Genomic DNA, 452 nt, shown 5'->3' with positions numbered 1-452 from the left:
CCGGAGAATGTCCGGTCAACTCTTCGATTGGCGGACTCACGTACTCGATTCGACCCTCCTCGTCGAGGACGGCAATGACATCCGACGCGTGTTCGATGGAGGATTGAAATCGCCGCTGAGCACGCTGTCGCTCAGTCGCGTCACGGATGGTGACGACCATCCCGCTTTCACCTTCGGCAAGCGGCGATGCCCTGACTTCGAGATACCGATGGGTCCCGTCCCCATCTACCTCGAAGACGACTGTCGTATCCTGTCTGCTGTCGCCCTGTACGTCTTCGAGAAGGTCGTCGATTGGCGGTGCCACCGTCGAGAGATGGCATCCAATAGAATCATCGGGCGACGAGAGCAGTTGCTGTGCTGCCGGATTCAAATCGATGATTCGACGGTCCTTGTCGAGGACAACGTAGGCGTCTCGCATCTCCTCGACGACGGTGTCCCGGGCGACTGGCACG

Annotated in this window: 1 protein-coding gene; it reads right to left on the bottom strand. The window is 59.3% G+C overall.

The features are described 5' to 3' along the window. Nucleotides 1–418, bottom strand: a 418-nt coding sequence (locus DEQ92_RS22695) for a PAS domain-containing protein (protein ID WP_233516958.1), incomplete at its 3' end; no start/stop codon positions are given. Between the last annotated feature and the right edge of the window lie 34 nt (nt 419–452).

Origin of the sequence: Haloferax sp. Atlit-6N, assembly GCF_003383195.1 — an archaeon.
In the GTDB taxonomy this organism is placed as follows: domain Archaea; phylum Halobacteriota; class Halobacteria; order Halobacteriales; family Haloferacaceae; genus Haloferax; species Haloferax gibbonsii.
Note: the sequence above shows the minus strand (reverse complement) of the source record. Positions and strands in the feature narration are given on the sequence as shown.